The 26,009-nt window shown below is 63.7% G+C and carries 28 protein-coding genes; 13 read left to right on the plus strand and 15 right to left on the minus strand.

Annotated elements, in window-relative coordinates; genetic code table 11:
- Position 1: 1 nt before the first annotated feature.
- From XI06_RS03965 to mddA, 4 genes are read right to left on the minus strand one after another with little or no spacing between them, the layout of a single operon-like run.
- Entirely contained in the window at positions 2-754 is a 753-nt protein-coding gene (locus XI06_RS03965; protein WP_237865687.1) for a PaaI family thioesterase, read from the minus strand.
- A 33-nt stretch (positions 755-787) separates the two neighbouring features.
- A complete protein-coding gene (locus XI06_RS03970) occupies positions 788-1,777 on the minus strand; it encodes an NADPH:quinone oxidoreductase family protein (RefSeq protein WP_237865688.1) in 990 nt (329 codons plus the stop codon).
- On the minus strand, positions 1,774-2,412 hold the full coding sequence (locus XI06_RS03975) for a helix-turn-helix transcriptional regulator (RefSeq protein ID WP_237865689.1): 639 nt from the start codon (positions 2,410-2,412) through the stop codon (positions 1,774-1,776). Before XI06_RS03975 ends, XI06_RS03970 begins: the two co-directional genes overlap by 4 nt.
- Positions 2,409-3,176, minus strand: coding sequence for a methanethiol S-methyltransferase (mddA, locus tag XI06_RS03980; RefSeq protein ID WP_237865690.1), 768 nt, complete (start codon positions 3,174-3,176; stop codon positions 2,409-2,411). The genes XI06_RS03975 and mddA overlap by 4 nt, the downstream gene beginning before the upstream one ends.
- Before the next feature lie 136 nt (positions 3,177-3,312).
- On the opposite strand from mddA, the gene XI06_RS03985 reads away from it, so the two are divergent.
- On the plus strand, positions 3,313-4,857 hold the full coding sequence (locus XI06_RS03985; RefSeq protein ID WP_237865691.1) for an alpha/beta fold hydrolase: 1,545 nt from the start codon (positions 3,313-3,315) through the stop codon (positions 4,855-4,857).
- Between the two features lie 73 nt (positions 4,858-4,930).
- Complete coding sequence (cynS, locus tag XI06_RS03990; RefSeq protein ID WP_237865692.1) at positions 4,931-5,413, plus strand: cyanase; 483 nt, start codon at positions 4,931-4,933, stop codon at positions 5,411-5,413.
- A 51-nt stretch (positions 5,414-5,464) separates the two neighbouring features.
- Here cynS and purB read toward each other — a convergent pair whose 3' ends face one another.
- Together purB and XI06_RS04000 are read right to left on the minus strand one after the other, a co-directional pair.
- The gene (gene purB, locus XI06_RS03995; RefSeq protein WP_237865693.1) at positions 5,465-6,895 is read right to left on the minus strand and encodes an adenylosuccinate lyase; all 1,431 of its coding nucleotides are present in this window, start codon (positions 6,893-6,895) and stop codon (positions 5,465-5,467) included.
- Positions 6,896-6,989: 94 nt separating this feature from the next.
- Positions 6,990-7,313 carry a DUF1476 domain-containing protein gene (locus XI06_RS04000; RefSeq protein ID WP_237865694.1) on the minus strand — a complete coding sequence of 108 codons (324 nt, stop codon included), beginning with the start codon at positions 7,311-7,313 and terminating at the stop codon, positions 6,990-6,992.
- 320 nt (positions 7,314-7,633) lie between these two features.
- Here XI06_RS04000 and purC point away from each other — a divergent pair, with 320 nt between their 5' ends.
- The 3 genes from purC (at position 7,634) to purQ (ending at position 9,537) form a co-directional block, all read left to right on the plus strand.
- Positions 7,634-8,401 (plus strand): phosphoribosylaminoimidazolesuccinocarboxamide synthase, encoded by a 768-nt coding sequence (gene purC, locus XI06_RS04005; protein ID WP_172782948.1) that lies wholly within the window; start codon positions 7,634-7,636, stop codon positions 8,399-8,401.
- A gap of 13 nt (positions 8,402-8,414) precedes the next feature.
- Entirely contained in the window at positions 8,415-8,654 is a 240-nt protein-coding gene (purS, locus tag XI06_RS04010) for a phosphoribosylformylglycinamidine synthase subunit PurS (protein WP_015685059.1), read from the plus strand.
- A gap of 181 nt (positions 8,655-8,835) precedes the next feature.
- The gene (gene purQ / locus XI06_RS04015) at positions 8,836-9,537 is read left to right on the plus strand and encodes a phosphoribosylformylglycinamidine synthase subunit PurQ (protein ID WP_237865695.1); all 702 of its coding nucleotides are present in this window, start codon (positions 8,836-8,838) and stop codon (positions 9,535-9,537) included.
- Here purQ and XI06_RS04020 read toward each other — a convergent pair.
- Positions 9,509-10,492: a DMT family transporter gene (locus tag XI06_RS04020; RefSeq protein WP_237865696.1), complete on the minus strand. Its 984-nt coding sequence runs from the start codon at positions 10,490-10,492 to the stop codon at positions 9,509-9,511. The two genes, purQ and XI06_RS04020, sit on opposite strands and share 29 nt — an antisense overlap.
- Positions 10,493-10,567: 75 nt before the next feature.
- Positions 10,568-11,047 (minus strand): PaaI family thioesterase, encoded by a 480-nt coding sequence (locus XI06_RS04025; RefSeq protein WP_237865697.1) that lies wholly within the window; start codon positions 11,045-11,047, stop codon positions 10,568-10,570.
- Positions 11,048-11,230: 183 nt separating this feature from the next.
- On the opposite strand from XI06_RS04025, the gene purL reads away from it, so the two are divergent.
- Positions 11,231-13,441, plus strand: coding sequence for a phosphoribosylformylglycinamidine synthase subunit PurL (gene purL, locus XI06_RS04030; RefSeq protein ID WP_237865698.1), 2,211 nt, complete (start codon positions 11,231-11,233; stop codon positions 13,439-13,441).
- 59 nt (positions 13,442-13,500) lie between these two features.
- Here purL and XI06_RS04035 read toward each other — a convergent pair whose 3' ends face one another.
- Positions 13,501-14,691 carry an acyltransferase family protein gene (locus XI06_RS04035; RefSeq protein WP_237865699.1) on the minus strand — a complete coding sequence of 397 codons (1,191 nt, stop codon included), beginning with the start codon at positions 14,689-14,691 and terminating at the stop codon, positions 13,501-13,503.
- A 184-nt stretch (positions 14,692-14,875) separates the two neighbouring features.
- On the opposite strand from XI06_RS04035, the gene XI06_RS04040 reads away from it, so the two are divergent.
- Positions 14,876-15,049 (plus strand): DUF1328 domain-containing protein, encoded by a 174-nt coding sequence (locus tag XI06_RS04040; RefSeq protein ID WP_083514194.1) that lies wholly within the window; start codon positions 14,876-14,878, stop codon positions 15,047-15,049.
- Positions 15,050-15,171: 122 nt separating this feature from the next.
- Here XI06_RS04040 and XI06_RS04045 read toward each other — a convergent pair whose 3' ends face one another.
- Positions 15,172-15,531, minus strand: coding sequence for a DUF427 domain-containing protein (locus XI06_RS04045; protein WP_237865700.1), 360 nt, complete (start codon positions 15,529-15,531; stop codon positions 15,172-15,174).
- Between the two features lie 210 nt (positions 15,532-15,741).
- On the opposite strand from XI06_RS04045, the gene XI06_RS04050 reads away from it, so the two are divergent.
- Positions 15,742-15,978 carry a BolA/IbaG family iron-sulfur metabolism protein gene (locus tag XI06_RS04050; RefSeq protein ID WP_057747323.1) on the plus strand — a complete coding sequence of 79 codons (237 nt, stop codon included), beginning with the start codon at positions 15,742-15,744 and terminating at the stop codon, positions 15,976-15,978.
- A gap of 39 nt (positions 15,979-16,017) precedes the next feature.
- Entirely contained in the window at positions 16,018-17,211 is a 1,194-nt protein-coding gene (locus tag XI06_RS04055) for a low temperature requirement protein A (RefSeq protein ID WP_237865701.1), read from the plus strand.
- A 13-nt stretch (positions 17,212-17,224) separates the two neighbouring features.
- Here the strand turns inward: XI06_RS04055 and egtD are convergent, their stop codons facing one another.
- Both egtD and egtB read right to left on the minus strand, forming a co-directional pair.
- The gene (gene egtD / locus XI06_RS04060) at positions 17,225-18,196 is read right to left on the minus strand and encodes an L-histidine N(alpha)-methyltransferase (RefSeq protein ID WP_237865702.1); all 972 of its coding nucleotides are present in this window, start codon (positions 18,194-18,196) and stop codon (positions 17,225-17,227) included.
- 48 nt (positions 18,197-18,244) lie between these two features.
- Positions 18,245-19,543 (minus strand): ergothioneine biosynthesis protein EgtB, encoded by a 1,299-nt coding sequence (gene egtB, locus XI06_RS04065; protein ID WP_237865794.1) that lies wholly within the window; start codon positions 19,541-19,543, stop codon positions 18,245-18,247.
- A gap of 240 nt (positions 19,544-19,783) precedes the next feature.
- Between egtB and grxD the strand changes: the two genes are divergently transcribed.
- From grxD to XI06_RS04085, 4 genes are read left to right on the plus strand one after another with little or no spacing between them, the layout of a single operon-like run.
- Positions 19,784-20,110: a Grx4 family monothiol glutaredoxin gene (gene grxD, locus XI06_RS04070; RefSeq protein WP_128926634.1), complete on the plus strand. Its 327-nt coding sequence runs from the start codon at positions 19,784-19,786 to the stop codon at positions 20,108-20,110.
- Between the two features lie 3 nt (positions 20,111-20,113).
- On the plus strand, positions 20,114-20,665 hold the full coding sequence (locus XI06_RS04075) for an O-acetyl-ADP-ribose deacetylase (RefSeq protein ID WP_237865703.1): 552 nt from the start codon (positions 20,114-20,116) through the stop codon (positions 20,663-20,665).
- Positions 20,666-20,710: 45 nt separating this feature from the next.
- Positions 20,711-21,997: a serine hydrolase domain-containing protein gene (locus XI06_RS04080; RefSeq protein ID WP_237865704.1), complete on the plus strand. Its 1,287-nt coding sequence runs from the start codon at positions 20,711-20,713 to the stop codon at positions 21,995-21,997.
- A gap of 1 nt (position 21,998) precedes the next feature.
- A complete protein-coding gene (locus XI06_RS04085) occupies positions 21,999-23,261 on the plus strand; it encodes a serine hydrolase domain-containing protein (protein ID WP_237865795.1) in 1,263 nt (420 codons plus the stop codon).
- Here XI06_RS04085 and XI06_RS04090 read toward each other — a convergent pair whose 3' ends face one another.
- From XI06_RS04090 to XI06_RS04100, 3 genes are all read right to left on the minus strand, one after another.
- Positions 23,262-24,329: a threonine aldolase family protein gene (locus XI06_RS04090; protein ID WP_237865705.1), complete on the minus strand. Its 1,068-nt coding sequence runs from the start codon at positions 24,327-24,329 to the stop codon at positions 23,262-23,264.
- 89 nt (positions 24,330-24,418) lie between these two features.
- Positions 24,419-25,036 carry a 30S ribosomal protein S4 gene (rpsD, locus tag XI06_RS04095; RefSeq protein WP_237865706.1) on the minus strand — a complete coding sequence of 206 codons (618 nt, stop codon included), beginning with the start codon at positions 25,034-25,036 and terminating at the stop codon, positions 24,419-24,421.
- A 199-nt stretch (positions 25,037-25,235) separates the two neighbouring features.
- Positions 25,236-26,003, minus strand: a complete 768-nt coding sequence (locus XI06_RS04100; RefSeq protein ID WP_237865707.1) for an acyltransferase — start codon at positions 26,001-26,003, stop codon at positions 25,236-25,238.
- Positions 26,004-26,009: the final 6 nt, after the last annotated feature.

Here is a 26,009-nt window from a genome sequence, read left to right on the forward strand (position 1 = left end):
GTCACCCGCGTCCGAGCTGCACGTCGCGTTCGACGGCAATCCATGTGGTGCGGGCCACCGCCAGCAACCTCCCGGCCTCATCATGCAGCGCGGCCTCCGCCATGCGCTTGCGGCCGTCGCGGCCGGTCGGCCAGGCGGTGATGATGCAGCGGTCGCCGGCACGCGGGCGGGATTCGATGCGCGCTGACATTCGTCCCAGCAGGAGCGGCGTCTTGTCGACGGCGTTGCTTTGCGGATCGCAATTGCAGGCGAAGCCGGTGGGACAATCGAGCGCCGACCAGAGAAATTCTGAGGCGACGAGGCCGTCGTCGGCGGTCAAGTTCTGATCGGGAATCCAGCTCGCCGCGAGAACGGGAGGCTGCGCACGAAGTCCGAGCGGTCCGGCGAAGATGCGCAGGCCGTCTCCCTTGGCCCTCGCGGGGCCGCAGACGAAGCAGGTCGGTAGCGGATGCTCGTGCGGTTTGACGGGCGTCAGCAATTCGGCGGCGCAGGCTTCGTCGAATCTGGCTGTTTCCAGCCGCGGAAGCTCGACGCTCACCGCGCGACCGGTCGCGACAACCTTGATGCCGTCGCGAAGCTCCCATGTACGGTCATCGGTCGCGATCGCACCGAGGGGCGTATCCAGGGGAGGCGGCGCGCGCAGCGTCACCTCGGCAGCCCCGGGAATGTGCTGGGCCAGCCGGCCGCAAACATAACCGCCGTTGCCGGAGTTCGGCGGGCCGCAGAAGCGCTTGTCGATGACGATCTCGGTCAAGTTTTCTTCCTGTCTTGAAGTTCCGCGCGCACTCTATCGGATCCTGAGCACAATTCTTCCCTGAACCGTGCGGTTCGCTACCGCGCGCATGGCTTCGCTGGCGTCCTCCAAAGGGAGGACGCGGTCGATATGCGGGCGGATGTGTCCCTCGGCCAGCCATTGCATCAGCGTGTCGTTCATGCGCGCGGCCTCAACGGAAAACTTTTCGGCCCAGGCGCCGACGAAGACGCCGAGGATGGCGTAGTTCTTGAGGAGCGGCAGGTTCATCGGGATCGAGGGTATCGTGCCGCTGGTGAAGCCGATCGGCATGAGACGGCCGCCCCAGTTCATCAGCCGGGCCATCTGCTCGAGGATCGCACCGCCGACGTTGTCGAATCCGATATCGATGCCCTGATCGGTGCCTTGGCCCGATGTGATGGACTTGATCCGCTCACGCAGATCCTCGCTACGATAGTTGACCACCTCGCTGGCGCCGTAGCGGCGCACCAGCGTGGCCTTGTCGTCAGAGCCGACGCCGGCGATGACGTTCAGGCCCAGATGACGGCTGAGATCGACTGCGGCGAGACCGACACCGCCGGCGGCGCCCGTGATCAACACGGTCTCGCCGCGTTGCGCCCGCGCGCGCTCGACCAGCGCATAATGGGCGGTGCCGTAGACATGCAGCACGGTTGCTGCCGCGTCAAAGGCAACGCCGTCAGGCAGATGCACGGCCTTCGATTCCTTGGCGACCATCCGTTCGGCGTAGCCGCCGGTCCAGCTGCTGCAGGCCACGCGATCGCCGGGCGCGAATCGCGTGACCTTGTCGCCGACAGCGACGACAACACCTGAGGCTTCCGTGCCGGGCACGAAGGGCAAGGGTGGCCGCATCTGGTAGAGGCCCGAGACCAGCAACTGGTCCATGAAGCTGACGGAGGCCGCATGGACGTCGATCAGGATCTCGTCGCCCGTCGGCTTCGGCTCGGCGATCTCACCGAGCCGCAAATCCTGCGGACCGGTGAAGGAGCTGCACAGCACGGCCCTCATCGCACATCTCCCATGTCGCGGAGCGGCGTCGCATATCCCGCGACGAGCTTGACGAAATCGGCCTGCCGCGCTGCGCCGGTCTTTTCAAACAGGCGATTGACGTGCGTCCGGATCGTCGTGTTGGCAACGCCGAATGCCGCGGCCACTTCCGGAACGCCGCCGAGCTCGACGATCGCGAGCAGCACGCGCAATTCGGTCGGCGTCAGCCTGAAGGCCTTGCCGATCACCTCGGATCGGGGCGGGACCATCAGCGCGACCTTGCGAACGAACAGGGCCGCGACGGCGGCGTAGGCTGCGCCCGCACGTCGCCGCGCGCCGGAGGCCAACGGCAGGGCATGTGCGACATAGCGCTGCCCATCGCTCCCCGTCATCGGCACGGCTACGCCGCCGGCGTCGAGGGCGGACGTGAAGGCGTGCCGCAGCGCGTGGTTGACGACGGGATCGCAGGCCGCGAGCTGTCCGCGCGCCTCGTGCAGGATGTCACGCGCGTCGAGGAGAGCTTGGCCGGCCGTATTGGTGTGAATGAGCCGCCCGTCCACGTCGAGGAGATAGACACCGACGTCGAGCCCGTCGAGCGTATCGGCGAATGTGGCGGCCTCTGCAGACATGTTAGGGATCGGAAACATCGCGTTCATCGCGGCGCTCCTTTCGTCTGGCGGCGCGCGAACAGGCGCGGCAGCAGCATGGGAACGCGGCGGCGATAGTCCTGGTAAGTCGCGCCGAACTCGGCGATCAGATCCCGCTCCTCGAACTGAAGCGCGACCAGGATGTAGGCGGTGTTTGCGAGCGCGAACAGGAGATGGCCAAGAGTCATCACGGGCGTGGCCCAGAATGCGAGCAGGAAGCCGAGCATGATCGGATGCCGTACGATCTTGTAGAGCAGGGGCGTTCGGAACGATTGACCTGGTATCTTGGCTCCACGCCACGCGACGAACGCCTGGCGCACGCCGAACAGATCGAAATGATCGATCATGTGAGTGGATGCGAATGCGATCAGCCAGCCGAGCCAATGCACTGATGTCAGCAGGAAGGCCGCAGGTCCGTCAGTCCGCCAGATCACAGTCGGGATCGGACGCCACTGCCAGAACAACAGAATGAGGATCAGGCTCGACAGCAGCACATAGGTGCTGCGCTGGCAGGCCGGGGCAAGGAATTGGGCCGACCATCGTTTGAACGCCGGGCGTGCCATGACGCTGTGCTGGACGGCAAACAGACCCATCAGCAACAGGTTGAGGATGATGGCTTCGTTCAAGGTCGCCGTGCTGCCGACATCGATCGACTTGTCGATTGAATTGGGCACGACATAATTGCCGACGAAACCGAGCGCATAGAGAAATGAGACCGTGAACAGGGCGTAACTCACGAGCGCGTAGAGCAGGATCAGAAGGCGCGAGACCATGTTTTTTCCTATTGTGCCAGACACGGCGGTGCCGCATGCAGGAGCCTAGATCGCCCGCTGGCGAAGGGGCTCGATCTGGTTCGATGGCTACCGCTCGACCGTCCCCTGTGCGTCCCCCGAGCGGAGGAAGGATTCCATGACGGCTTTCTCGCTTGGGACGTTCGGGTTCCCCGAGGTCCATGCCGATGGCCGCCCGATCAAGCTGGCCCTGCGCAAGGGGCTTGCGCTGCTGGTCTACCTTGCGGAGGCCAAGGGCGCCGTCAGCCGGGACGTCATGGCCACGTGGCTGTGGCCCGAGGCCGACCGCGAGACCGGGCTGGCGCGCTTGCGGCGGCTGCTTCATCGCATCGAGCTCGCGCTCGGCGAGCCGGTTTTCGAGACCGACCGTACCAGCATGCGTTGGTCCCCGGCGGTCGCGCTCACGGTTGACTCGCATCAGTTCGAGACCGCCTGCGACCGTGCTGCGTTTGAAGAGGCCTGCCAGATCTATCGCGGCGACTTCCTCGCTGGCTTCTCGCCGGAGGACTCTCCCGAGTTTGACGATTGGGCGTTCTTTCGTCGCGAGGCGCTACGGGGACGGCTTGTGCATGCACTCGAGCGTCTGGTGCAGGACAAGAATGCGGCCGGCGACCATTTCGCCGCGACCGCGTATGCGGGGCGTCTCGTCCAGCTCGATCCGCTCAGCGAAGTCTATGGCCGGCATCTGATCCGCAGCCTGCTGCTGTCAGGCGATCGCAGCGCGGCGGAACGGCACCATGCGGCGCTGACGCAGCGGCTGCGTGATGAGCTCGGCGTCGTGCCGGAAGCCGAGACCGAAGCGCTGATGAGCCCTGCTGCTACAGCGCAGGCGGTGCCGACGACGCGCTACGTCAAGGGCTCGGGCGTGCATCTGGCGTATCAGACTTACGGCAGTGGCGCGCTCGACATCCTCGTCATGCCCGGCTTCGTCTCGCATGTGGAGCGCGTCTGGGAGCATCCTGCAAGCCGGACGTTCCTGGCGTCATTGATGAAGCTTGGGCGCCTCATCGTGTTTGATCGTCGCGGCATCGGATTGTCAGATCGGGTCGGAGCGGCCCCCGGCATCGACGTCACGGCAGAGGATATCGGCACCGTGCTGCGCGCGGCGGAGTCGCGCCGCGTCGTGCTGTTCGGCGCCTCTGAATGCGGTCCAGCCTGCGTCAAGTTTGCTGTCGATCAGCCCAGCCGCGTCGCCGGGCTTATTCTGTTCGGCGCGCTGGCCAAGGGGTGCTGGGCGGAGGACTATCCGCACGCGCTGCGCGCCAGCCAGTACGATGCCTGGCGCAGGCAACTCGTCGCGCAATGGGGCGGACCGGTCGGGATCGAAGCCTTTGCGCCGAGCCTTGCAGGTGATCCGCAGGCGCGCGCCTGGTGGGCGGGGCTATTGCGCGCGGCGTCTAGTCCCGGCGGCATCTCGGCGGTGCTGGAAGCGTTTCGGGATGCGGACGTGCGGCACCTGCTGCCGCAAATCACCGTGCCGACGCTGGTGCTGCACCGGCAGGGCGACAAGGCCGTGCGCATCGCGGCAGGCCGTGACGTGGCGAGCCGGATTCCCGGTGCGCAGTTCGTCGAGCTCGACGGTCACGATCACTGGTTCTTTGCCGGCGATCACCGGCCGGTGCTGGAGGCGGTCAGGCGGTTTACGGAAACTTTGCAGCCATAAGCCTCATTTATTGGCACGTTTCGTGCCTCCGAAAGCGGCAGGCCCATCACATGCCTGACCAACGGAGACCTGCATGAAACGCGAAGACCTCACCGAAAAGCTGCTCGACATCAAGCGCGAGAAGGGCTGGAGCTGGAAACACATCTGCGAAAAAATCGGCGGCTATTCCGAGGTGCTGATAACAGGCGCGATCCTCGGCCAGATGAAGCTGACGAAGCCGCAGGCCGCCAACGCCGCCGAGCTGTTCGGCTTGTCGAAAGCCGAGACCGCGATGCTGAATGAGACGCCGATGCGCGGCATGCCGATGCCGCCGACCGACCCCCTGATCTATCGCTTCTACGAACTGGTGATGGTCAACGGTCCGGCCTGGAAGGCGCTGATCGAGGAGGAATATGGCGACGGCATCATGTCGGCGATCGATTTCGACATGGTGATGGAGCGTTTGCCCAACCCGAAGGGCGATCGCGTCAAGATCACGATGTCAGGCAAATTCCTGCCGTACAAATATTACGGCGCTAGCGGCAACGTGCCGGAATACGGCTTCAAGGAGGGCTAAGAGGCGAATGGCGAGTAGCGAACCGTTCGCTACTCGCACGTCGCTATTCGCTTACAGGATCGCGCCCGGCGTGTATTTGGCCGCCTCGGGCTTCGCCCTGGCCAGCGCGTCGACCTGCTCGGCGAAATAATCGACCTGGGCGCCGGCGTCGCCGGAATTGGCGCGGCCGTGCTCGAGCACTTGGCTCAGCTCGGCTTCGCTGAGGCCGAGGCGCTGGTCGGCGGCGAGGCGCTTGAGCAGATCGTTCTGCACGATCTTGCCGGTGCGCAGGTCTCTGATGGCGGCGACCGCATGCTCCTTGATCGCTTCATGCGCGCCTTCGCGGCCCGCACCCTTCTTCACCGCCTCCATCATCACCGTGGTGGTGAGCAGGAAGGGCAGATAGCGGTTGAGCTCGGTCGCGACGACGGCGTCAAATATTTCCATCTGGTCGAGAACCGAGAGCAGGGTCTCGAGCAGGCCATCCATGGCGAGGAAGGCGTCGGGCAGCATGACGCGGCGCACGACGGAGCAGGAGACGTCGCCCTCGTTCCACTGATCGCCGGCAAGGCCAGCGGCCATCGCGAGATAACCCTTCAACACCACATGCAGGCCGTTGATGCGCTCGCAGGAGCGGCTGTTCATCTTGTGCGGCATCGCGGACGAGCCGACCTGGCCCTTGGCAAAGCCTTCGCTGGCGAGTTCGTGGCCCGCCATCAGCCGCAGCGTCTTGGCGAAATTGCCGGGACCGCTGGCGAGCTCGGTGAGCACGCTGACGGCGCGGAAGTCGAGGCTGCGCGGATAGACCTGGCCGACCGCATCGAAGCTCTTGGGCAGGCCGAGATGGACGAGAATGCGCTGTTCGAGCGCGCGTGCCTTGCCGGCATCGCCGTTGAACAGGGTGATCTGGTCGAGCCGCGTGCCGACCGCGCCCTTCAGGCCGCGCGCGGGATAGCTGTCGAGCACGCTGACGAGGCTCTGGTGCGACACCAGCATCTCCTCCCCGAACATGGCGATGCGCTTGCCGAGCGTCGTGACCTGCGCGGCCACATTGTGCGTGCGCGCCGTGAACGGCATGTCGCGCAATTGCTTGGCGTGCTTGGCAAAGCGAATGAGCGCGGCGATGCTCTTGGTCTCGATCAGCTGGAGGCCGCGATAGACCTGCAACTGCTCCACGTTCTCGGTGAGGTCGCGGCTGGTCATGCCCTTGTGCAGGTGCTCGTGACCGGCGAGGTCACAGAACTCCTCGATTCTCGCCTTGACGTCGTGGCGGGTGATGCGCTCGCGCCGCATGATGGAGTCGAGGTCAACCCGGTCCTTGACGCGCTCGTAAGCCTCGATCACGCCATCGGGCACCGGGATACCGAGATCGCGCTGGCCTTTCAGCACGGCGATCCAGTAGTCGCGTTCGAGGCGGACCTTGCCTTCGCCGCTCCAGATGGCGCGCATGGCAGGCGAGGCGTAACGTTGGGCGAGGACGTTGGAGATGTGATCCTGAGACATGCCGCCCATTTGGCATTGCCGGGGGCTGGCTGCAAGCCCGGGAGGCGGGCGGCTCACGGGCCTTCCATGGCCCATCCGCCGCGCGCTGTTGGGATTACTTGCCGCCCTTCACCTCGGCCGCCGCGACCGCAATCAGCTCGCTCATCTTGGCCCGAATCGTCGGCTCGGTGACGGCCACGTTCCTGGCGGCGAAATCGGCCATGACCTTGCGCAGGACGTCGCCATCGCCGGCCTCCTCGAAATCGGCTGCGACCACCTCCCTGGCATAGGCGGTGGCGGCTTCGCCCGTGATTCCGAGCTTTTCGGCCGCCCACAGCCCCAGCAGACGGTTACGGCGGGCCTCCGCCCTGAACTTCTGCTCCTCGTCGAGGGCAAACTTCTTCTCAAAGCCTTCTTCGCGCTTGTTGAATTCGCTCATGCGTCTTCCGATTCCTCAGGGCTATGGACGTGGGCCCTCCTCGTTGCGAGGGCCCCTCTGCATGCCTAGATAAAGGGCATGATCGGCGAAACAACGAGCCGTAAAGCCGCAGGCAAGGCGGTATAAGTCAGCGTCGGATGGGCCGGATCGATTGTGCTGGGACAGCCAATCGGATAGGTTGCCTGAAGGCTTGGTTCCCGTTCTGTTTCCGAGAGTTATAGACGGGTTCCGGGCCGTTCACGGCAGCTCCGCTGTGGGTCGTAACCTGGTAACCGGAGCACACCAAATACATGGATTTCAACAAAACACGGTACATCCCAATGAGCCGTCGGCGTCGCATTTATGAAGGCAAGGCAAAGGTTCTTTACGAAGGTCCGGAGCCCGGTACCCTGATCCAGCACTTCAAGGACGACGCTACCGCGTTCAATGCCAAAAAGCATCAGGTGATCGAGGGCAAGGGTGTCCTCAATAACCGGATCTCGGAGTACCTGTTTCAGCACCTCAACGACATCGGGGTGCCGACCCACTTCATCCGTCGGCTCAACATGCGCGAGCAGTTGATTCGCGAGGTCGAGATCGTGCCGCTCGAAGTGGTGGTGCGGAACGTTGCCGCCGGCTCGCTGTCGCAGCGCCTCGGCATCGAGGAGGGGACCCAGCTGCCCCGTTCGATCATCGAATTCTACTACAAGAACGACCAGCTCAACGACCCCATGGTGTCGGAAGAGCACATCACCGCGTTCGGCTGGGCGACGCCCCAGGAGATCGACGACATCATGGCACTCGCCATCCGCGTCAACGATTTCCTCACCGGCCTCTTCCTCGGCATCGGCATCCGCCTCGTCGACTTCAAGATGGAATGCGGCCGGCTGTTCGAGAACGAGATGATGCGCATCATCGTCGCCGACGAGATCTCGCCGGACAGCTGCCGTCTCTGGGACATCAAGTCGAACGAGAAGCTCGACAAGGATCGTTTCCGCAGGGACCTCGGTGGACTGCTCGAGGCCTATACCGAAGTCGCAAAGCGCCTCGGCATCCTCATGGAGAACGAGCGTCCGCAGGGCACGGGTCCCGTGCTGGTGAAGAGCTAAGAGGAATATCGACGTGAAGGCACGTGTGACCGTTACCCTGAAGACCGGTATCCTCGATCCGCAAGGCAAGGCCATCGAAGGCGCGCTGAAATCGCTCGGCGTCGACGGCGTCGCCAGCGTCCGCCAGGGCAAGGTGTTCGACATCGAGCTCGCCGGCGCCGACAAGGCCAAGGCGGAAGCCGCGCTGAAGGACGCCGCCGACAAGCTGCTCGCCAACACCGTGATCGAGAACTATCGGGTCGAACTGCTTTGACGGATCGGGTCACTAAGCAAGAGCTTCTTGATCTTGCTCTGATGATCCTACGCGACGTTGAGAAGGTCGTATCTTCAATCGACCAACACCTGCTTGAAATGCGGGCCTGCGGGCAAGAAATGTCGGCGCAAAGACAACTCTTGCCTGAGGCTTCGCAGGATTTTTCGAAGGTCCCTCTCCAATGAAAGCCGCCATCCTCGTCTTCCCCGGAATCAATCGCGAGCGCGACATGGCGCGTGCGTTGAAACTCATCTCGGGCCACGAGCCCCAGATGGTGTGGCACGCCGAGACCTCGCTGCCTGCTGGCACTGATCTCGTGGTTGTGCCCGGCGGTTTCTCTTACGGCGATTATCTTCGCTGTGGTGCGATTGCGGCGCGGGCGCCTGTGATGGATGCGGTGCGCGACTATGCGGCCAAGGGCGGCCTCGTGCTCGGCGTCTGCAATGGTTTCCAGATCCTCTGCGAGTCCGGTCTTTTGCCCGGCGTGCTGATGCGCAATGCGCGGCTGAAGTTCATCTGCAAGGACGTGCATCTGCGCGTCGAGCGTTCCGACACGCCGTTTACCCGCGGCTACAATGCCGGCCAGGTCATTCGCGTGCCGGTCGCCCATGGCGAGGGCAATTACGAGGCGGATGAAGAGACCATCAAGCGGGTCGAAGGCGAGGGACGTGTGCTCTATCGCTATTGCTCGGCTGATGGCGTGGTCGACGAGGCCAACAACATCAACGGCGCGGCACATTCGATCGCCGGTCTCGTCAACGACAAGGGCAACGTGCTCGGCATGATGCCGCACCCGGAAAACCACGTCGAAGACATCATGGGCTGCACCGACGGCCGCGGCCTGTTTGCAGGCCTTACCGCGCATCTCGACCAGGCGGCGTAAGCCGCTTCAGCCGTTCCGCCGGCACCGTCATGGCGGCAACGCCCGCCATCACCAGCATCACGCCCAGCGCCAGGTTTGCCGGTACGCTCTCGCCGAGCAGCAGCACCGACAGCGCGACTCCGATCGGGATGCGCAGATACCCCTGCGCATTCGTGGTCAGCGTGCCGAGCCGACCGAGGCACATGTAGAACAGCATCAAGCCGAGTGCGCTGGAGACGATGCCCATGACGATGGTGGCAAGGATTGCGGTTGCTGTCGGATGCAGCGTCCAGGGCTGGTCGACGATCAGTGACGGTGGCAGCAGCACGAGACCGCCGAATAGCAGCGAGCCGGCCGCCACCACCATCGGGTCGTAATCGGACAGCCTGAGGCCGAAGATCGTCGCGCAGGCAAAGGAGATGGTGGCGAGCAGGATCGCAATCTCGGCAATGATGTCGCTGCCGAAGCCGTGCAGCGCGTCGAGACCGATGATGGCGACGGTGCCGGCAAGACCCAGGATCGCGCCCACGAGCTTCAGCAGCGTTGCCGGTTCATGCCGCGTGATCAGTGAGGTGATCAGGAATGCGAAGATCGGTGTCGTCGAGGCCAGCACCACCGTGTTGGACGCCGGGACATATTGCTGCGACCAGGTGATGACCAGAAATGGAAAGGTCGAGTTGATCAACTGCTGCGTCGCAAACAGCTTCCAGGCCTTGAGGTCGGTCGGGACCCTGACGCCGCGTACCCACAGGATCGCAAACAGGAAGGCGGCCGCGATCAGCGAGCGCACCGAGATGAAGGTGATGGGCGGAATCGTGGGAAGCGCCAGCTTGGCCAGCGGGTAGGTCGAGCTCCAGCAGCAGGCGAGCGCGAACAGCAGCGCGTAATCGCGCCAGGTGCGCGCGCCGGTGGAGGGGTTGGACGGCGATGACAATGTTGCGGCCGCTATGTGGCCCGGCGACGTGCTCTTCGGCACCTTGCGATAGCTCCCCGCGCAGCAGCGCTTCCAACAAAGTCTGGGCGAGGGGGCGCGAAAAGGGAAGCTGTCGAGCTATGCGTTTGCCTGTAGTGCCGGCTTCCGCTTCACCCGCTTGATCGTTCCGGAGAAGGTGAACAGCGGCCGGCCGGCAGACGCCAGCTTGCCCCGCAGGAAGATCAGCGAGCCGCCGGCGCGGGAGACCTCGCCTGTGCATTCGACCAGCTGGCCCTCGCGGGCGGCATCGAGGAAATCGCAGGCGAAATTGGTGGTCACGGCCGGGCCGTCCAGCTCGTGGGTGGCGATCGCGAACAGGCAATAATCGGCGAAGGCCATGAAGCAGCCGCCATGGACGTTCCCGGAGCCGTTCAGATGCTTCTTCTCGACCCGGAAGGCGCAGCGGACGCTGCCGTCGTCCTCGATCTTGTGCCAGAACGGGCCGATATGGCTCTCAAAACTGTCGCGAATCCAGGTCCGCCAACCCCTGAACTCGCCCTCGGTGGCGACATGCAGGTCGGGGCGGCGGGTGGAGGGGACTTTGGTCAATTCGTGCAAGGAAATGGGCCTTCAATTACGGGTCTTTAGCCCTTAAATCCGATCCGTCGGCGCCTTGCAATTCCCGTTCCCGCCGACCCACCTTGCAAAACGTGGGACAGCGGGAAAATGCGCCATAAAGGGCTTTTCGAAGCCGTCCGATCTTCCTAAGAACGGCAAAACGCCGCCGAAAGCTCCGAATCCATGAAGAACGAACCCAAGATCACCCCCGAGCTGGTTGCCGCCCACGGGCTCAAGCCCGACGAGTACGAGCGCATCCTGAAGCTGATCGGACGGGAGCCGACCTTCACCGAGCTCGGCATCTTCTCGGCGATGTGGAACGAGCACTGCTCGTACAAATCCTCGCGCATCCATCTGCGCGGCCTGCCGACCAAGGCGCCCTGGGTGATCCAGGGCCCCGGCGAGAATGCCGGCGTGATCGACATCGGCGATGGCCAGGCCGTGGTCTTCAAGATGGAGAGCCACAACCACCCGAGCTACATCGAGCCCTATCAGGGTGCGACCACCGGCGTCGGCGGAATCCTGCGCGACGTCTTCACCATGGGCGCGCGCCCGATTGCCTGCCTCAATGCGCTGAGCTTCGGCGCGCCCGAGCACGCCAGGACCCGGCATCTCGTGTCGGGCGTGGTTGCCGGCGTCGGCGGCTACGGAAATTCCTTCGGCGTGCCGACGGTCGGCGGCCAGGTGCGCTTCCACACCCGCTATGACGGCAACATCCTCGTCAACGCGATGGCGGTGGGCCTCGCCGATGCCGACAAGATCTTCTATGCGGCGGCCTCCGGCGTGAACATGCCGATCGTCTATCTCGGCTCCAAGACGGGCCGCGACGGCATCCATGGCGCCTCGATGGCCTCGGCCGAGTTCGACGACAAGTCCGAGGAGAAGCGTCCGACCGTGCAGGTCGGCGATCCCTTCGCTGAAAAGCTGCTGCTCGAAGCCTGCCTAGAGATCATGGAGAAGGGCTGCGTCATCGCGATCCAGGACATGGGCGCGGCGGGCCTGACCTGCTCGGCGGTGGAGATGGGCGCCAAGGGCGATCTCGGCGTCGATCTCGATCTCGACGCGGTGCCGACCCGCGAGATGGGCATGAGCGCCTACGAGATGATGCTCTCGGAAAGCCAGGAGCGCATGCTCATGGTGCTCAAGCCTGAGAAGGAAAAGGAGGCCGAGGCCATCTTCAAAAAGTGGGGCCTCGACTTCGCCGTGGTCGGCTACACCACGCCGAGCAAGCGTTTCGTCGTCAAGCATGGCGGCGACGTCATGGCCGATCTGCCGATCAAGGAGCTCGGCGACGAGGCGCCGCTCTATGACCGCCCGCATGTGCCGTCAGCTGCACTGCCGGTCGTGCATGCCCGCGAGGTCCCGGCGCCGATGGCGCTCGGCGCGGCGCTCGAGAAGCTGATCGGCACGCCCGACATGTGCAGCAAGCGCTGGGTTTGGGAGCAGTACGACCACGTCATTCTCGGCAACACCATGCAGCGCCCCGGCGGCGATGCCGCCGTGGTGCGCGTGCAGGACGGGCCGAAGGGCCTTGCGCTGACTGTCGACGTCACGCCGCGCTATTGCGAGGCCGATCCGTTCGAGGGCGGCAAGCAGGCGGTGGCGGAAGCCTGGCGCAACATTACCGCGGTCGGCGGCAAACCGCTCGCGATCACCGACAATCTCAACTTCGGCAATCCTGAGCGGCCCGAGATCATGGGCCAGTTCGTCGGCTGCCTGAAGGGCATCTCGGAAGCCTGCCGCACGCTCGACTTCCCGGTCGTCTCAGGCAACGTCTCCCTCTACAACGAGACCAACGGCCGCGCGATCCTGCCGACGCCATCGATCGGCGGCGTCGGCCTGCTCGACGATTTCACCAAGTCGGCCTCGCTCGCCTTCAAGGCCGAGGGCGAGGCGATCCTGCTGGTCGGCGAGACCCATGGCTGGCTCGGCCAGTCCGTGTACCTGCGCGACATCTGCGGTCGCGAGGAAGGTGCGCCGCCGCCGGTCGACCTTACCGCCGAGAAGCGCAACGGTGACTGCGTGCGCGGCATGATCCATGCGGGCACCGCAACCGCGGTGCACGATCTTTCCGACGGCGGCCTCCTGATCGCGCTTGCCGAAATGGCGATGGCGAGCGGCATTGGCGCAAAGCTGCTGGCGGCCCCGACCTCGCTGGTCTCGCAGGCCTATTGGTTCGGCGAGGACCAGGCGCGGTACCTCGTCACCGTGCCGGAAACCGAAGCCGGCCGTGTGCTGGCCAAGATGCGCGGCTGCGAGGTGCCTTGCGTGCGTATCGGCACCACCGGTGGCGATGCGATCGCGATCGCAGGAGAGGCGCCTGTCACGATCGATGCACTGCGCAAGTCGTTCGAGCGCTGGCTGCCGGAGTACATGGGCGGCAAGGCGGCGTAAGGCTGCATCTTCAGACCCTTAGCCTGGATTGCGCTGCGCTCGATCCGGGCTACAGGCGGCTACAATACCCGCGTCGCGCCGGGAATCGTCCGCAAGGCGGCTGTTACGCCCCAGCTGAAAATCACCGTCAGCACGAACACAGTCAAAGCCTTCGCAACTGCAGGCAAGTTGTAGTCGAACAGCCAGTATTGCAGCCACAACGTGATCGGGTAGTGCACCAGGAACATGCCGAAGGCGGCGGACTGCATCGGATCGAGCAGCATCGCTGAGCCTGACTGCCTGAACCGCTGGAAGAAGGCCAGGATCAGAAACATGATGGCCACGCTGAAGACGGTGACGTTGAGCGCGTAAATTCCTTCATACCAGTTCGGCAGCGGCGACGGATTCCCGAGTATCTCCCGCTTGATGAAGATCAGCACCCACAACAGGCAATACGGAACGATCGCCAGGACCAGCCACTCCCAGCTCACTTTCGCCATTCTGCCCTCAGCCGAGAGCAGTCCGCGATCCATGTTCGCAACGCCAATGCCGGCGCCGAAAAAGAAGTAGGTCGCGTAGAGCAACACGCGTCCGTGCTGGACCGAAAAAGGTCCGAACTCGAACCAGCTGCTAGGTCCGAAATACATCAGCCCGGGGACATAGAACGCGGCGCTGACGGCCAGCATGACCGCGAAGAATTCCGCGGGTCGGCGCCGTCCGCGCACCGACAGGCGGTTGATCGGGTCGAGCAGGTTGGGCCGCAGCCGGTACAGGAGGCATGCGATCAGGTCGAAGGCGAACAAGACCCAGAGGAACCAGATCGGCCCTGATGGCCACGGGCCTTTCGTGATCGTGGTCCACCAGAACTGTGAAAAGCCGATCTCGGGATCATTCCGCAGCGAGATGGCGTAATAGGCGATTGGAATGACCGTGAATGCGCAAACCACGAACGGGATGCCGAGCCGACGGATGCGGTCTTCCAAATAGCTCGCCGCTCCCTTGCGAGCGATTCCAGACCACGCGAACAGCCCCGACAGGAAGAAGAACATCGCCATGAAGAAGCTGTCGGTGGCGAGCACGATCATGTCGAAGCCGAAGAAGAACTTCGGGTCGGTATGACCGAAATAGGTGTAAGGGATAACCGCATGGTGCAGCAGCACCACCAGCGTCAGGAAGGTGCGAGCGCGATCGAGCGATAAATTGCGCGTCTTGGTCTTCGGCTCGGCATACGTCTCTGCGCCCATCGTCGCAGAAGTTGACATCGTCATCATGGCCGCCCCAGTCGCGTTTCCGTCCCGGCCGGACCTGTGCCGCCGGGACCCCGATTCAGCAAGCGCAGTTTGCGCCGCGACATTCTTCCATCGTGCCTTAGGAACCAGTTCCGCGCAACGCGGTTAGCGTTCCCGAAACGGTGAGCGGCCGCCGACTGCGGCCGCCAATGTTGCGGAGCTGGCGATGACGATCCTGAAATGGGCCCTGATATTCCTGCTGATCTCGATCGTGGCCGGTGTGCTCGGCTTCACCGGCATCTCGGCCGCCTCCGCCGACATCGCCCGTTTCCTGTTCTACGTCTTCGTCGTGATCTTCCTGGTGCTCTTGATCCTCGGGCTCACGGTATTCAGGGCGTAGCGCGACCCGTCCTTCCGGGATGGTGCGTTAGCACCAGACCCGGAATCTCGAGATTCCACGATGCGCAATTGCGCACCCGTGGTTCGCGTCTGCGACGCGCCCCGGAATGACGTCACCTCCAACTACCCCACTTCCTCGATCTTCACCTTGTCCGGATAGAAGGCGAGATGGCCTGAGATCTCCGTCATCGCCGGGAAGGGCGTCTCGTAGGTCCAGATCGCGTTGTCGAGCGTCTTGCCGTCGGCCTTGATGCTGTAATAGCTGGCGTCGCCCTTGTAAGGGCAGTGGGTGGTGCGCTCGGTGCGTTCCAGCAACGTCATGTTGGCGTCTTCTCGCGGCAGATATTGCACCGCCGGATATCTGGCCTCTTTCAAGGTCAGCGCCTTGGTGCTTTCGGCGATCACGATGTCGCCCGCCGTCACGCGGACGCGGCGGGGATTTTGGGTGATGGTGATGGGGTGGTCGGGGCCTGGAAGCTTCATGATTTCACGCCTTTTCGATCAATCTGCCGCGCGCGGCACTTTGTCGTGCCTTTATCCTGATGGGATCAGGGATATAGTGCCTGAAGGCGTGACGTAGAAGGCCGTTCACGCTAAGTTTGGCGCTGCCGGTCCCGGGGACCCCGGCAAACGATTCGACGCCAAGTCTGTTAGTCGACAAGTCTGTCAGCCGACACAAGGAGTAAGACCCGAATGCCCATGGACGCCCACGATATCGAGGCGATGATCAAGGCAGCGATCCCCGATGCCGAAGTGACCATCCGTGACCTCGCCGGCGATGGCGACCACTATGCCGCGACCGTGATCTCGGAATCTTTCCGCGGCAAGTCCCGCGTCCAGCAGCACCAGATCGTCTATCGGTCCCTGCAGGGCCAGATGGGCGGTGTGCTGCACGCGCTGGCGCTGCAAACCGGCGTACCAAGTGCTTGAATAGATTGCACCTGACCTGATCGCGCGACGGGGACGCTGATGGCTGCGGACAATCCGCGCGGCGCGATGTTTCGCGTCATCGTGCCGAACCAGCCCAGCCGCGTCACCAATGCCGAGCTGTTCTTCGACCTCGTCTTCGTCTTCGCCGTCACGCAAATCTCGCACACGCTGCTGAACCACTTCACGCCCCAAGGCGCGGTCGAGGTTACGCTGCTGTTCCTGGCGGTGTGGTGGGTGTGGGTTTACACGGCCTGGGTCACCAACTGGCTCAATCCCGACCTGACGCCGGTTCGCATCCTGATCTTCCTGATGATGCTGGGCGGCCTCGTGCTGTCGACGACGATCCCGACGGCGTTCGATGGCCGCGGACTCTGGTTTGCGATCGCCTATGCGGCCATGCAGGTTGGACGCACCGCGTTCTGGCTGTTCGCGACCCCGCGCCATCGCACCGCCGTGCGGCACAATGCGATCCGCATTCTGGTCTGGCTCTGCGGCTCCGCGGTCTTCTGGATCCTCGGCGGTCTCGCCCATGGCGAGGAGAGGCTGTGGTTCTGGATCGTGGCGCTCGGAATCGAATACGTCTCGCCCGCGGTCCGCTTCTGGGTCCCGAAGCTCGGCTTTTCGTCGGTCGAGGCCTGGGCCGTCGAGGGCGGCCACATGGCCGAGCGCTGCGCCGGCTTCATCATCATCGCACTCGGCGAAGCCGTCGTCGTCAACGGCGCGACCTTCGCCGAGCTGAACTGGAGCGCGGACAACATTCTGGCTTTCGGCGCGTGCCTCGTCGGGAGCATCGCGATGTGGTGGGTCTATTTCCACAAGGGCGCTGAAGCCGGCTCCGAGGTGATCTCGAAAGCGGCCGAATCCGGCCGGCTGGCGCGGCTCGCCTACACCTATCTGCACATGCCGATCGTCGCCGGCATCATCCTGACCGCGGTCTCGGACGAGTTGGTGCTGAAGCACCCAACCGGGCATTCCGATGTCCGCACCATCGTCAGCACGATCGGCGGTCCCTTGGTGTTCCTGGTCGGAACCATCCTGTTCAAGCACTCGATCCGCGGCTTCCTCCAGCTCTCCCACGGAATCGGAATCATCGCGCTCGCGGCGCTGTGGTGGTTCGCCGCAGACCTCCCGCCGCTCTGGCTGACGGTCGCGACGAGCCTGATCATGATCGTCGTCGCGGTGTGGGAGTCGGTGTCGCTCGGATCGAAGCCGGAAGAGACTAGGGAGCGTTGAGGCGCCGGAGCCATTACTCCGCCGCCTCCAGCGCGTGCACCGAGAACATCTTCGCTGCATCCGTCCAGCTCTCGCGCACGCGCCAGCCGGCGCCCTGTGCCAAGGCAGCAAAACGCTCAAGGCTGTATTTGTAGCTGTTTTCGGTGTGAATGCTCTCGCCCGGCCGGAACGAGAAGCTGGTGCCGAGCAGGCGCACGGTCTGGCTCTTGCGGCTGATCAGATGCATCTCGATGCGGTGCCGATCGTGATTGTAGATCGCACCATGGGTGAAGGCGGAGAGGTCGAAATTGCCGCCGAGCTCGCGGTTGATCCGCACCAGCACATTGAGATTGAACCGCGCGGTGACGCCGGCGGCATCGTTATAGGCGGCGTGGAGCAGGCGCTCCTCTTTCTCGAGGTCGGCGCCGATGATCATCTGCGCGCCCTTGCCCAGGATCTGGCGGGCGCTCCTCAGGAACGCCTGCGCTTCATGGGGCTCGAAATTGCCGATGGTCGAGCCCGGGAAGAAGCCGACCTTCGGCATCGATGCAACCGCCCTGGGCAGCTCGAACGGCGTGGTGAAGTCGGCGGCCACCGGATGGATGCCGAGCGAGGGGAAGTCGCGCTTGAGCCCATTGGCCTGGGCTTGCAGGAAATCGCCGGAAATATCGACCGGGACATAGGCTGCGAATCTGGACTGGTTCAGGAGCAGGCGGACCTTCGTGGTGGCGCCTGCGCCGAATTCCACCAGTGCGGCATTTTCAGGGATGATCCTTGCGATCTCGCTGCCGCGCTCCTTCAGGATCGATAGCTCGGTGCGCGTCGGATAATATTCCGGCAATCGCGTGATCGCCTCGAACAGCTCAGATCCTGTTGCGTCGTAAAAATACTTCGGCGACAGCTTTTTCGGCTGCTGCGAGAGGTGCTCGATCGCCTCGCGGGCGAACGCGGTCGTCTGCTCGTCGGGAAGATGGGCTTCGGCCAAAGCGCTGGCGTGCACATTCATGATATTCTCCTGAACGCGCTGTCCGGCGCGTATTTCCTCGGATGAGAACTAGAAATAGTCGGCTAGCCGCAACCCCGTGAACTGCCAGCGGTGATGCGGATAGAAGAAGTTGCGATATGTGACGCGGCTGTGACCGTCGGGTGTCGCCAGCGAGGAGCCACGCAGCACCAGCTGGTTGACCATGAACTTGCCGTTGTATTCGCCGAGCGCGCCTTCGACGGCGCGGTAGCCGGGGTAGGGGGAATACGACGAACGCGTCCATTGCCAGACGATGCCGAAGGCGTCGTTGAGCTGCTTGGTGCGCGCCGCGACCTCCCATTCCATCTCGGTCGGCAGATGCTTTCCGGCCCAGCGCGCAAACGCATCGGCCTCGTAATAGCTGATGTGGCAGACCGGCGCGTCGGGATCGACCGGCTTGACGCCGGCAAGCGTCATCACATGCCACTGCCCGTCGATCTCGCGCCAATGGCCCGGAGCCTGCCAGTCTTCCTTGCTGGCCGCGGCGAAGCCATCCATCAGCCACAACGTCGCATGCCGATAGCCGCCGTCACGCATGAAGGCGAGCCATTCGCTGTTGGTGACGAGATTGCGCGCGATTCTGACCGGACCGACGAGCGCACGATGCGCGGGCTTCTCGTTGTCGAAATGAAAGGTGTCGTCGACATGGCCGACGGTGTGAATGCCTTCGTTGAGCGTCAGCCAGTCCTCGCCTGCGCGCGTCGCGGCCGGAAAGCGCCACTCCTTGTCGTAAGCCGGATAGACGGGGTTCTGCGCGAAGGCGTGCAGGATGTCGGTGTACATCAACTCCTGATGCTGCTGCTCATGGTTCAGCCCGACCTCGACCAGCGGCGCGATTTCGCGGAGCTTGTCGTCGCCGGCCGCGCGGAAGAATTTGACGACGGCGGCATCGACATGGCTGCGATAGGCGCCGACCTCGGTGGCGCTGGGCCGCGTGATGTCGCCGCGATGATTGCGGGCGTGGCGGGGGCCGGCGCTGACGTAATAGGAATTGAACAGGAAGGCGAAGTCGGGGTGGAAGGGGCGGTAGCTAGGGGCGTGCTCGCCGAGCAGAAACTGCTCCCAGAACCAGGTGGTATGGGCCCGATGCCATTTCGCCGGGCTCGCGTCCGGCATGGACTGGATCTGCTGGTCCTCGGGCGACAGCGGCGCGGCCCGCCGCTCAGTCTCGGTACGGACGGCCAGAAACGCACTCTCCAGCGCCTGTGCGAGGCCGCCAGAGGCGGCCGATGGTGACGAAAGCGGCTGATCGGCCATAGCGGAGGCTTGTTTCGTCACGTTTTTCTCCAGACAGGACAAGAGAACGTTGTTGGCGAGACCGGGTTCCAAAACCAAGGTTCGTCCTAGATAGGCGCTCCGTTACGGTATGAAAGTCCTCCCCGGTGATGATATTCGTGTCATCATGCAATGGCGCCGGGGCCGCCCGGACCTGATATCCGGGGACCATTCGCCGCCATTTTACTTTGGATGCACAACGGTTTGGGCTACATATATAGGCAGGTATCGGGTTAAATCGGCTGAGCCGGCCCGGATTGATAGGTGAGGGCTCTGCCCCAGAAGGACACGGATATGAGCATCGCGGAATTCATCGACAACGAAGTGAAGTCGAACGACGTGGTTCTGTTCATGAAGGGGACGCCGCAATTTCCGCAGTGCGGTTTCTCCGGCCAGGTCGTGCAGATCCTCGACCACGTCGGCGTCGGCTATAAGGGCCTCAACGTGCTCGAATCCGCCGAGCTCCGTAACGGTATCAAGGAATATTCGAACTGGCCGACGATCCCGCAGCTTTATGTGAAGGGCGAGTTCATCGGCGGCTGCGACATCGTGCGCGAGATGTTCCAGGCCGGCGAATTGCAGCAGCTCTTCTCCGAGAAGGGCGTCGTCGTCGCGGCTTGATCCGTGACAGTGCTGACGCGTCGGATCGGCGGCGTGCAGCTCGAAATCATCGTCGCTGACATCACCAGCCTCGGCGTTGACGCCATCGTCAACGCCGCCAACTCATCTCTTCTTGGTGGAGGCGGCGTCGACGGTGCGATCCATCGCGCGGCCGGGCCCGATCTGGTCGCCGAATGCCGCATGCTCCACGGCTGCAAGACGGGCGATGCGAAGATCACCAAAGGCTACCGCCTCAAGGCCGCGCACGTGATCCACACCGTTGGACCGGTCTGGAACGGCGGTACGCAGGGTGAGGACGATCTGCTCACCTCCTGCTATCGTCGCTCGATGGAACTGTGCGGGAAGCACAAGCTGTCCTCGGTGGCATTCCCCGCGATTTCGACCGGTATTTTCCGCTTTCCTGGCGGGCGGGCCGCGAAGATTGCGATCGATACGACCATTGAAGCCTTGCCGGCCGCGCCATTGGTGGGCCAAGTCATATTCTGTTGTTTTTCGGAGACGAGCGCCGCGCTCCACACGGACGTTTTGGCACGGCACGGCAGCCCTTGTGCCTGACAACGCGGTCAGTACACTCCACCAGCCATGTTCCGGGGAGGGGATATGATTTCACATTTTGCACGATTTGCGTTGGTCTGCGGCGCGCTTGTCTCGCTTGGCGCAATGTCCCTTGCGCGCGCGGAGGGCACCTACGAGATCCCGGCCGGCGCGCATTTCAATCCGGACAAGCTCGCCAAGGTGACCGAGTTCTTCAAGAACGAGGTCGCGACCGGCAAGATCGCCGGCGCGACCGTGCTGATCCAGCAGCACGGCAAGCCTGTCTATCACGAAGCCTTCGGCGTCCAGGACGTGGTCAGCAAGGCGCCGATCACCGACAAGACGATCTTCCGCCTGTCGTCGCTAACCAAAACGATCACCTCCGTTGTGGCGATGCAACTGATCCAGGACGGAAAGTTCAAGCTCGACGATCCCGTTTCGAAATACATTCCCTCCTTCGCAAATGTGAAGGTCGGTGAGGAAAAGAAGGCCGAGGACGGCACCAAGACGCTCGAGCTGGTACCGCTGGCCCGGCCCATCACCATTCTCGATTTGATGCGCCATACCTCCGGGATCACCTACGGCTTCTACGGCGACAGTCTGGTTCGCAAGGCCTATCGCGACGCCAACATCTACGCGGGCGAATTCGATCTCGCCGAGTTCGCCGAGCGGATCGCCAAGCTGCCGCTGCACAACCAACCCGGCGCGCTCTGGCAGTACGGCCATTCCACCGACATTCTGGCGCGGATCATGGAGATCGTGTCCGGAAAGACATTGTTCGAAATCGAGAAGGAAAAGCTGCTCGATCCGCTCGGTATGACCGATACAGGCTTCTTCGTTACCGAACCGGAGAGACTGAAACGGCTCGCCCAGCCGCTGCCGAACGACAGCGATTTCCGGGTCGGCCGCCAGTACAGGACTGAGGTTCGCCAGAAGTGGGAATCCGCCAGCGGCGGCATGGTTTCGACCATGGCCGATTATGAGCGCTTTGCGCAGATGCTGCTCAACGGCGGCAGTCTCGACGGCAAGACCATTCTCAAACCCGAAACGTTCAAGCTGATGGCGACCGACCAGATCGGCCCGGGCTCCGGCGTTGAGCGGGACTACTTCTATTTTCCCGGTGACGGTTTTGGCATGGGACTTGGGTTTGCCGTGCGTACCGATCCCGGTAATGCCAAACCGCCGCCTCCCGGCGATCTCGGGGAATTGAAGTGGGACGGCGCCAGCGGTTGCTATTTGGTGATCGACCGCAAGCAGGACATGTTCTTCGTGCTGCTGGAGCAGACCCCGACCGAGCGGCAGCGCGTCCAACGGACATTGAAGCAACTGGTCTATGAAGCCATGGAGAACTGACATATTCGGGCGCCGCGCGCTCCTCGCGGCGCTCGTTCTCTTGTTCGGTGTGGTCGGTGCGCAAGCAGGCTCTGAGGGCCGCGCGCACAGCTTCTCGACCGAGGGCCTCGCCAAAGTCTCCGACTACATCAGGAACGAGATCGCGACCGGCAGGATTCCCGGCGCGATCCTCCTGCTTCAGCAGCACGGCAAGCCGGTCTATTACGAGAATTTCGGCGTCCGTGACGTCGCGACCGAGATCTCGATGAGCGCGGACACGATCTTCCGGCTCTATTCGATGTCGAAGCCGGTCACGTCGGTCCTGGCGATGATGCTGGTCGAGGAAGGCAAGCTCGCCCTCGACGAGCCCGTCTCGAAATACATTCCGGCCTTTGCGGGCATGAAGGTCGGCGTCGAGAAGAAAGCCGAGGACGACAGGGTCTCGCTCGAGCTGGAGCCGCTCAATCGTCCTGTGACGATCGAGGATTTGATGCGCCATACCTCCGGGATTCCTTACGGCTATTATGGCGGAGACCTGGTGAACAAGCTCTATGCCGACGCCGGTCTGTTCGACAACAAGGCTTTGAACAATGCCGAACTGGTGGCGAAGATCGCCACGCTGCCGCTCGCCGAACAGCCCGGCACGATCTGGGACTACGGCCTCTCGATCGACGTGCTCGGCCGCATCATCGAGGTGATATCCGGGAAATCGCTGTTCGCGTTCGCGAAGGAGCGATTGCTTGATCCGCTCGGGATGAAGGACACCGCGTTCTATGTCGCCGATCCCGCCAAGTGGCCGCGCATTGCCGAGCCGATGCCGGAGGATCGCGCGCTCAGCCCGATGGCCAAGGTGCGCGATATCAGGAAACCGCTGCGGTGGGAGTCGGGCGGCGGCGGCCTCGTCGGCACCGTCGGCGACTATGCGCGCTTCTCGCAGATGCTGCTCAACGGCGGCACGCTCGATGGCCGGCGCTATCTCAAGCCGGAAACCATCGCCTTGATGGCGTCGGACCATGTCGGTCCAGCAACCCATGTCGAGCGTGACAAGAACTTTTATCCGGGCGCGACCAGCGGATACGGCCTCGGCTTCGCGGTGCGCATATCGGTTCCGGCGGGCACGTCATGGCCGCTTGGCGAATATCGCTGGGACGGCGTCGGCGGCACCTTCTTCTTCATCGATCCCGAAGACGATCTGTTCGGGATCTTCATGGTGCAGACGCCGTCGCAGCGCGGTCGGATTCAACTGGGGTTGAAGACGCTGATTTATCAGGCGATGGGACGCTGATTACGCCCCGCGCACGATCTCTCTGACATAGCCGATGGTCTCCTCGACCTGGGCAGCATTGACGTCGAGATGGGTGCAGGCGCGGATGCGGCCGTCCATTATCGCGAGCGTCACGCCGCGCTGGCGCAAGGCCGCGACCATCTTGTCGCCGGGCACGCCGGCGCCGTCGGGCTTGAAGAACACGAGGTTGGTCTCGGGCTCCTGCACCTCGATGCCTGCGATCTGCGACAGGCCGCGGGCGAGCGCGCGCGCATTGGCGTGGTCGTCGGCAAGGCGCTCGACATGATGGTCGAGCGCATAGATGCAGGCGGCCGCGCAGATTCCGGCCTGCCGCATCGAGCCGCCGAGGCGCTGCTTCCACTGCCAGACCGCATCGATGAAGGCACGGGTGCCGGCGAGCACGCCGCCGATCGGTGCGCCCAGGCCCTTGGAGAAGTCGATCCAGGCCGAATCCCAGCCCGCGGTCATGTCGCGCGGCGAGATGCCGCTTGCGACCGTCGCGTTCAGCAGGCGCGCGCCGTCCATATGCGTGACGAGGCCATGTTGTTTGGCGATCGCGACGATCTCGTCGAGCGCGGCCTTCTTCCAGATCGTGCCGCCGCCGATATTGGCGGTCTGCTCGACGCTGACGACGGTCTGTGGCGGCTGGTAGCGCGTGCGCGGATGCAGCGCATTCCGGAACGTATCCGGCGTGAACTGGCCGTCGGGCCCCTTGAGCTGCGTCACCTGGAAGCCGCCGATCGCGGCATGCGCACCGCCTTCGCGGGCGATGATGTGCGCGGTCTCGTGCGCGAGAATCTCGTCGCCGGGACGGCAATGCACCAGCGTCGCGGTGACGTTGCACATCGTGCCCGACGGCATGTAGACCGCGGCTTCCTTGCCCATCAGCGCGGCAACGCGCTCGCACAGCGCATTCACGGTTGGATCATCGCCGACCTGCTCGTCGCCCACTTCGGCCCGCGCCATCGCCTCGCGCATCGCAGCCGTCGGTTTGGTCTGCGTGTCCGAGAGCAGATTGATGCGCACCGGCGGCGCCTTGGGATCGATGGGGGGAGGGGTGTAGAGCATGCGACGGCTCCTCAAAGCATTGCGGCCACTGAAGTGTGGCTCTTAAGCAAAAAGGCCCCGGCGAACCGGGGCCTTTCGATATTCAGATCTTAGCGCGAATAGAATTCGACGACCAGATGGGGCTCCATCTGCACCGGGAACGGCACGTCGGAGAGGCCGGGGATGCGCACATACTTGGCGGTCATCTTGCCGTGGTCGACTTCGAGATAGTCGGGGGTGTCACGCTCGGGGAGCTGGCTGGCTTCGAGAACGTGGGCGAGCTGCTTGGAGGCTTCCTTGACCTCGACGACGTCGCCGACCTTGACCTGGTAGCTCGAGATGTTGACCTTGCGGCCGTTCACCTTGACGTGGCCGTGGTTGATGAACTGGCGGGCCGCGAAGATCGTCGAGACGAACTTGGCGCGGTACACGACCGCGTCGAGACGACGCTCCAGCAGGCCGATCAGGTTCTCGCCGGTGTCACCCTTGAGGCGGCTGGCCTCGACGTAAATGCCATGGAACTGACGCTCGCTGATGTTGGCGTAGTAGCCCTTCAGCTTCTGCTTGGCGCGCAGCTGCACGCCGAAGTCCGAGAGCTTGCCCTTGCGGCGCTGGCCGTGCTGGCCGGGGCCGTATTCGCGGCGGTTCACGGGGCTCTTCGGGCGGCCCCAGATGTTCTGGCCCATACGGCGATCGATCTTGTACTTCGCCTCACTGCGCTTAGTCATCGCGTCCTCTTCGGTTGCATGGTTTGAGGAAACGCGCCCTCCTGTGTGACGGGGAAATCCCGGCACCGACAGGTCCGATCCCCAAAGCTTAAGGGACTGGACCACGGGTCGCGAAACGCTTCGCGGGCCGAAATCGGCCCGCGAGCAGGTGGCTTTTAGGGGAGTTTGGGGTTCGCTGTCAATGCGAATGGCCCCGGAATCAGGTCCCGACGGCCCGGATCGGCTTGGCGCCGGCCGAGCGCAATTCGGCAGCAATTTCAGTGTTCAGGACCTGTTCCAGCCGGGTCAGGACCCGAGCGATGGGGGCAGCGTCCGTGACCCGGTGGTCCCAGCGGATCACGACATGGATGGTTTGGCCCGGCTCGACAAGGCCGTAGCTGACGATGAACGGGCCGGGCGTGATGGGGTGGAGCTCGCCGCCGCCATAGGCGGCCACCGAGCTCACTGCGAAGCTGCCGAACCAATTACCGCGCTGCCGGCCGAAATTCAGGCCCACCGCCCAGAACAGGCGCCGCAGCGGCAGCGGTAACCGGGTGACCCGCATGACCTTGCGGAACATGGGGACGTCCGCGACTGCGGCCGTTTTGGCGCGCCGGATCTCCATATCGACCGCGGCCAGCGCCATCGCCTCCGGGGCTGCGATCCGCTGCGGCATGACGCATTCCTCGCCATTCTCGAGCCGAGCGATCGCCACCGACGCAACGCTATTGGGGAGCTCGTAGAGCGTCGGCCAGGGCCATTTGGCGTAGACGGTGCGCAGCACCGGCTCATCTTTTGCCACCAGGGCAAACGCCTTGACGAGCATGGCTGCCCAGCCGGCCGGCGCCATTGCGCCAGCGCGGGCCTCCAACAGGGGGCGGATATTGAGCGAACGGGAGAGTGACACGAAGGGCACGCCCATCGAGGCGTGCATCAGGTCGATAATCAGGCGACGCGGCAGGGAAATGTTCTTGGGTTGACCGCGCATCGTTCT

The sequence above is a fragment of the Bradyrhizobium sp. CCBAU 11434 genome, from assembly GCF_028128895.1.
Lineage (GTDB): Bacteria > Pseudomonadota > Alphaproteobacteria > Rhizobiales > Xanthobacteraceae > Bradyrhizobium > Bradyrhizobium zhengyangense.